The sequence below is a fragment of the Kitasatospora sp. NPDC004799 genome, from assembly GCF_040609095.1.
Taxonomy (GTDB): domain Bacteria; phylum Actinomycetota; class Actinomycetes; order Streptomycetales; family Streptomycetaceae; genus Kitasatospora.
This window is the reverse complement of the sequence record NZ_JBEXJK010000469.1, coordinates 1-6,244: the sequence shown is the minus strand read 5'-3', so window position 1 is coordinate 6,244 and position 6,244 is coordinate 1. Positions and strand designations below refer to the sequence as shown.

6 protein-coding genes are annotated in these 6,244 nt (G+C 73.2%); 2 read left to right on the top strand and 4 right to left on the bottom strand.

Annotated features, from left to right (window positions below; genetic code table 11):
* The first annotated feature begins 257 nt into the window (after positions 1-257).
* Positions 258-1,712 carry an AarF/ABC1/UbiB kinase family protein gene (locus ABZW03_RS35670; protein ID WP_355268025.1) on the top strand — a complete coding sequence of 485 codons (1,455 nt, stop codon included), beginning with the start codon at positions 258-260 and terminating at the stop codon, positions 1,710-1,712.
* Positions 1,713-1,821: 109 nt separating this feature from the next.
* Here the strand turns inward: ABZW03_RS35670 and ABZW03_RS35665 are convergent, their stop codons facing one another.
* From ABZW03_RS35665 to ABZW03_RS35650, 4 genes are all read right to left on the bottom strand, one after another.
* Positions 1,822-2,220, bottom strand: coding sequence for a hypothetical protein (locus tag ABZW03_RS35665; RefSeq protein ID WP_355268022.1), 399 nt, complete (start codon positions 2,218-2,220; stop codon positions 1,822-1,824).
* A complete protein-coding gene (locus tag ABZW03_RS35660) occupies positions 2,217-2,534 on the bottom strand; it encodes a WhiB family transcriptional regulator (protein WP_308020301.1) in 318 nt (105 codons plus the stop codon). The genes ABZW03_RS35665 and ABZW03_RS35660 overlap by 4 nt, the downstream gene beginning before the upstream one ends.
* Positions 2,535-2,755: 221 nt before the next feature.
* Positions 2,756-3,214 carry a hypothetical protein gene (locus tag ABZW03_RS35655; RefSeq protein ID WP_355268019.1) on the bottom strand — a complete coding sequence of 153 codons (459 nt, stop codon included), beginning with the start codon at positions 3,212-3,214 and terminating at the stop codon, positions 2,756-2,758.
* A gap of 259 nt (positions 3,215-3,473) precedes the next feature.
* A complete protein-coding gene (locus tag ABZW03_RS35650) occupies positions 3,474-5,642 on the bottom strand; it encodes an ATP-dependent DNA helicase UvrD2 (protein ID WP_355268027.1) in 2,169 nt (722 codons plus the stop codon).
* Between the two features lie 263 nt (positions 5,643-5,905).
* On the opposite strand from ABZW03_RS35650, the gene ABZW03_RS35645 reads away from it, so the two are divergent.
* The gene (locus ABZW03_RS35645) at positions 5,906-6,163 is read left to right on the top strand and encodes a mycoredoxin (RefSeq protein WP_355268016.1); all 258 of its coding nucleotides are present in this window, start codon (positions 5,906-5,908) and stop codon (positions 6,161-6,163) included.
* Positions 6,164-6,244 lie beyond the last annotated feature (81 nt).

The window sequence follows — 6,244 nt, the reverse complement described above, 5'->3', positions numbered from 1 at the left end:
GAGGGGGGGAGGGGGCCCCGGGGAAGCGAGCGGCATCACAACTCCGCGCAGGAAGTCGGCCGAGCCGACTTCCTGCGCAGAACCCCCACCCCCACCACCCCGCCCCCACCGGACCAAGCCGCCCAACTCCCCGCAAAGCGAGGCCACTCCCCGCCCCGCCCCGCGGAATTCCGCAGGGAGCGCGGCGGGGACCGGGCACAATGGCGTAGAGATGGTCGGCCGTCCGGAACCGGGGGGCCAGGGAATGGAGGCCCGGGGTGAGCGATCTTCCGCGCAAGGCAGTGACCCGCACGGCACGGCTCGCCGCCCTGCCGCTGGGGATAGCCGGTCGCGCCACGCTCGGCCTGGGCAAGCGGATCGGCGGCCGCTCCGCCGAGGTCGTCACCGCCGAGCTCCAACAGGCCACCGCCGACCAGCTGTTCAAGGTCCTCGGCGAGCTCAAGGGCGGGGCGATGAAGTTCGGGCAGGTGCTGTCCGTCTTCGAGGCCGCGCTGCCCGAGGAGGTCGCCGGGCCGTACCGGGCGGCGCTCACCAAGCTCCAGGACGCCGCTCCCCCGATGCCCGCCGCCAAGGTGCACACCGCGCTCGCCCAGCGGCTCGGGGACGACTGGCGCGAGCTGTTCCGGGAGTTCGACGACCGGCCCGCGGCCGCCGCCTCGATCGGCCAGGTACACAAGGCGGTCTGGCACGACGGCCGCACGGTCGCCGTCAAGGTGCAGTACCCGGGCGCGGGCGACGCGCTGCTCGCGGACCTCTCGCAGCTGAGCCGGGTGGCCTGGCTGCTGGGCCCGCTGATCCCCGGGCTGGACATCAAGCCGCTGATCACCGAGCTGCGCGAGCGCGTCTCGGAGGAGCTGGACTACGAGCTGGAGGCGCAGGCCCAGCGCCGACACGCCGAGGAGTTCACGGACGACCCGGACATCGTGGTGCCGGGCGTGGTGGCCCAGGCCGACCAGGTGCTGGTCACCGAGTGGATGGCCGGCACCCCGCTGGCCGAGGTGATCGCGGGCGGCACCCAGGAGGAGCGCGACCGTGCCGGGCAGCTGCTGGCCCGGTTCCTGTTCGCCGGCCCGTCCCGGACCGGTCTGCTGCACGCGGACCCGCACCCGGGCAACTTCCGGCTGCTGAAGGACGACGGCCCGGTCTCCGGCTGGCGGCTGGGCGTGCTGGACTTCGGCACCGTGGACCGGCTGCCCGGCGGGCTGCCCGCGCCGATCGGGGCCTCGCTGCGGATGGCGCTGGCCGGGGACGCGGCGGGCGTGCTCCGGATGCTGCGCGAGGAGGGCTTCGTGAAGCCCTCGATCCGGCTGGACCCGGACGCGGTGCTGGACTACCTGCTGCCGATCATCGAGCCGGCCGCGGTGGAGAACTTCCACTTCACCCGGAGCTGGATGCGCGCCCAGGCGGCCCGGATCGCCGATCCGCGCTCGCCCGCCTACAACCTGGGCAAGCAGCTGAACCTGCCCCCGGCGTACCTGCTGATCCACCGGGTGACGCTGAGCACCATCGGGGTGCTCTGCCAGCTGGGTGCCAAGGCGCCGTTCCGCGCGGAGATGCTGGAGTGGCTGCCCGAGTTCGCCGACCAGCGGTCGGCGAAGCCCACGGGGCACGCCGAGTCCACGGAGCGCACCGGGCCGGTGGAGCACACCGGGCCCACGAAGCGCCTCAAGTCGGCGAAGGGCGCCGGGTCCGCCCCGGTCCGCGAGGACTGACCCGGGCCCCGCGACAACGGCCGCAGGCCGCTCCCCGGAAAACGGGGGGCGACCTGCGGCACGACGGGGGTGGATCGGGGCCCGCCGGGCGGGCCCTGCGCGGGGCGTCCTACATCAGCGCGACGGCGAGCGCCTTGCGGGCCCGCATCGAGGCCCGCTCGGCCCGCTGCCGGAGCCTGCGGGCCCGGACGACCCGGCTGACGAGCCGTTGGTTCTCGGCCTCGTGCAGCCTGTCTTGCATATGGGCACGGGCCAGGGATTCGTGGAGCAGTTGCATTTCGAGGATCCTGTTCTGGGTCTGACGTTCGGTGGCCTGCTCGGCGCGGGCGGTGGGATCGACGGCGGCGGGGTTCATGTCGTGGTCCTGCTCGTGGTGCTTGTTCGGGAACGGGATGCGGGCTGCGGCGTCGGCCTTGGCGGCGGCGATCCGCACGGATCGGCGGAGGGCGCTGTCCAGCGGGGGCTGCTCCCCCTGGCGGACGGCCCTGGCGTCGTGGACGGGGTTCACGCCATGACCTCGGTCTTGCGCGGACGGCCACGGGGACGCTTGCGGGCCACGACGACGCCCTGGACGAACAGCTCGCCACCCCAGACGCCCCACGGCTCGCGCCGCTCCAGGGCGCCGGCCAGGCAGGCGTCCTTCACCGGGCAGGTGCCGCAGAGGGACTTCGCGTACTCGACGTCGGCCGGCGTCTCGGCGAAGAAGACCTCGGGGTCGAAGGCGCGGCACGGGATGGGGAGACCGAGGGACTCGGCCTGCTCGATCGAGCTGAGCTGCATGGAAGGAACCTCCGGGGGGTCGGCCTGGTCGGCCTTGGTGATCTGGCTTGTCGGCGGTACGGACGGGGTGGGCGGTGTGATGACCGTGGACACTGTGGGCGTCTTCCTCGTCTTTTCTCAGTGGTTCCGGCCCAGGGGACTGGTGGTGCTGGGCCGGAGGCCCCGGAGGGCCTGGATGGTCTTGCGTACCGGACAAAACAGAAGGGCCGCGGATCCCGGTGTGACGGGTTCCGCGGCCCTGGAGGTGCCGACCTGAGGCTGGCTCAGGTTCGTTCTCTCCAGGGTTCAGGGCCGCGGAAGGCCCGCATCCGGACGGCCTTGGCGCCCGCAAAGGCGGCCACGGCCTGGTTAATCAGCTGCTCGTTCTGCTTCTGGGCGTTTTCGGCACCGACGACCTGCGCATAGCCGCCATGCATGGCGGCGGCTACTGCTGCCTTCGGTGCCTGGGTCGGTCGCTCATCGCGCGGGGAGCGCGACGTGCCGGCCGACGCCCAGTCACGGGACAGACCGGTCTCGACAAAGGTGCCGTCGACGCTCCTGCTGCCCGTGAAGCACAGATCAGTGTGTCCAGGACCACTGACAACGGGGGCGACGGAGACACCGGTGGTGTCGAGACCCAGACCGGTTCCACCGAGCTCGGCGAGCGCCCGCAGGCGGGCGGCACGCAGGGAGGCAGCGACAACGGTCTGGCCAGTCATTTTGGTGATCATGATGTTTCCCACTGTCTTCGCCTCCTCTCGGCGTCTCGCGGAGCCTGGTCTCCCTGGCTCCGAATGTTCGGATGTCTGTCTCGGTAAAGCGCTCGGGCGAGGGGAATCGGCACAGGTTTCACCCCGTGCGACCGCGTCCCCTTGACCGCTCCGGCAGGCTATTGCGCTCCCGGTACGCGGCGCAAACTATTTTTCACGCGAGTTCTTCGGCACGACACACGGCGGGGCGCGAAGCCCGCGAAAGCGGCCGCTCGACCGCGCCCGGCCCGGCTCACGCCGGATCGACCGGACCGCCGTCCTCGACGCCGTCCGGATCCTCCTCGGGCTCCTCCCCCGCACACAACGAGAGCACGGCCGCCCCGTACTTGTCCAGCTTCATGGCCCCGACCCCGGAGATCGCGGCCAGTTCGCCGCGCCCGGAGGGCACGTCCTCGGCGATCGCCATCAGCGTGGCGTCGGTGAACACCACGTAGGCCGGCGCGCCCTGCTTCTTGGCCTGCCGGGCCCGCCACTCGCGCAGCCGCTCGTACAGCCCCTCGTCCATCGTGGACGGGCAGCTCTCGCAGCGGCGCAGCTTGCGCTCGACGGCCTCGGTGAGCACCTTGTCGCAGACCCGGCACTTGACCGGTCCGCGGACCCGCCGCGCGGCGGAGCGCTCGCCGGGCTCGACGCCCCCTCGCCCGCCGCGCGCGCCGGTGCGCGCGCCCGGGGCGGCGGAGCCGGGGCGCAGCCCGTCCAGGAAGCGGCTGGGCTTGCGGCTGGCCCGGCCGCCCGGGGAGCGGGAGAGCGCCCAGGAGAGCGTGAGGTGCTTGCGGGCCCGGGTGACGCCGACGTAGAGGAGGCGGCGTTCCTCCTCGACCTGCTCGTCGGTCTTGGCGTAGATGATCGGCAGGGTGCCCTCGGTGAGGCCGACCAGGAAGACGGCGTCCCATTCGAGGCCCTTGGCGGCGTGCAGGGAGGCGAGTGTGACGCCCTCGACGGCCGGGGCGTGCTGGGCGGCGGCGCGGGCGTCCAGTTCGGCGACGTAGGCGGCGAGGTCGGTGCCCTGGCCGGCGGCGGTGCGGGTGCGCTCGAACTCCTCGGCGAGGCGGACGAGGGCGGCGAGCGACTCCCAGCGGTCCCGGACGGCGCCGGAGCCGGCCGGCGGCTCGGCGGTGAAGCCACGGGTGGCCAGCACCGCGCGGACCTGGCCGGCCAGGTCGGGGGCGCCGTCGGTGAGCGGGTCGGAGGCGGCCCGGGCGGCGCCGCGCAGCAGCACGCCGGCGTCCCGGACCTCGGGGCGTTCGAAGAACCGTTCCGCGCCCTTGAGCTGGTAGGGGACGCCGAGGTCGGCGAGGGCCTGTTCGTAGACCTCGGACTGGCCGTTGGTGCGGAAGAGCACCGCGATCTCGCTGGCGCGCACCCCGGCGGCGAGCAGGTCCTTGATCCGGCGGGCGGTGGTCTCGGCCTCGGTGGGCTCGTCCTCGTACTCGGTGTAGACGGGTTCGGGGCCGGCCTCGCGCTGGGAGACGAGTTCCAGGCGGTGCCGGGCGGCCTCGCCGCGGGCCTGGGCGAGCAGTCCGTTGGCGAGGTGGACGACCTGGGGGGTGGAGCGGTAGTCGCGGACCAGCTTGACCACCGTCGCCCCCGGGTGCCGGTTGCGGAAGTTGAGCAGGTAGTCGGGGGTGGCGCCGGTGAAGGAGTAGATGGTCTGGCTGGCGTCGCCGACGACGCAGAGGCTGGCGCCGCCGTCGGGGCCGGTCCACTGGTCGAGCAGGCGCTGCTGGAGCGGGGAGACGTCCTGGTACTCGTCGACGGTGAAGTGCCGGTACTGGGAGCGGACCTGGTCGGCGATGTCCGGGCGGTCCTCCAGGATGGCGGCGGTGAGCAGCAGGACGTCCTCGAAGTCGATGGTGCCGCGGCGGCTCTTGGTCTCCTCGTAGACGCGGTAGACCTGGGCGGTCTCGGCCGGGTCGCGGGGGGCTTCGCGGCCGGACTTGGCGACGGCCACCGGGTAGTCCTCGGGGGCGATCTGGGTGACCTTGGCCCATTCGATCTCGGCGGTGAGGTCGCGCAGTTCGGTGCGCTGGACGCGCAGGCCGCAGCGGCCGGCGGCCTCGGCGACGAGCTGGACCTTGCGTTCGAGGAGCTGGGGGACGGGGCCGCCGACGGCGCGCGGCCAGAAGTACTGGAGCTGGCGCAGGGCGGCGGCGTGGAAGGTGCGGGCCTGGACGCCGTCGGCGCCGAGCTGGCGCAGCCGGCCGCGCATCTCGCCGGCGGCGCGGGCGGTGAAGGTGACGGCGAGGACCTGCTGGGGGTGGTAGACGCCGCTGCGCACGCCGTAGGCGATCCGGTGGGTGATGGCGCGGGTCTTGCCGGTGCCGGCGCCGGCCAGGACGCAGACGGGGCCCTGCAGGGCGGTGGCGACGGCGCGCTGCTCGGGGTCGAGCCCGGCGAGCACGGCGTCCGGGCCCGTGGCGGCGCCGGGGTCGGCCCAGGGGGAGCCGTGGGGGCCGTCGTAGGGGCTGCCGCTCAAGAGGTCTTCCTGCATGCGTTCCATCCTCTCAGCCCGGTGGGACAACGTGGGCGGAGTTGTCCACAGGGCCGGTGGGATCGCAGGATGATCGCTCCGCGCGGCGGTCGACGGGGCGCCGGAATGCCCGCCGTCCGGTGGACGTTCCTCCCGGAGACCGTACGCCCCCCTCTTCCGAAGGAGCCCCCTCGATGTCCGGCACCGTGACGATGTACAGCACGACCTGGTGTGGGTACTGCAACCGACTCAAGAGCCAGCTGGACCGTGAAGGCATCGGTTACACCGAGATCAACATCGAGGAGGACCCGGCGTCGGCGTCCTTCGTCGAGTCGGTGAACAACGGCAACCAGACCGTTCCGACGGTGCTGGTGACGCCGGCCGGCGGCGGCGAGCAGGTCGTGATGACGAACCCGAGCCTGCTGCAGGTCAAGAAGGCCCTGGCGGCCTGAGCCCCCGGGCCCGAGCGCGGCACGCCCGGGCGCACCCGGCCCGGGTCCGACCGGCCCGAGCACAGTGAGCCCGGGCACACC

Coding starts and splice junctions, on each gene's coding strand:
- ABZW03_RS35645 (WP_355268016.1), top strand. CDS start 5,906: ATGTCCGGCACCGTGACGATGTACAGCACGACCTGGTGTGGGTACTGC.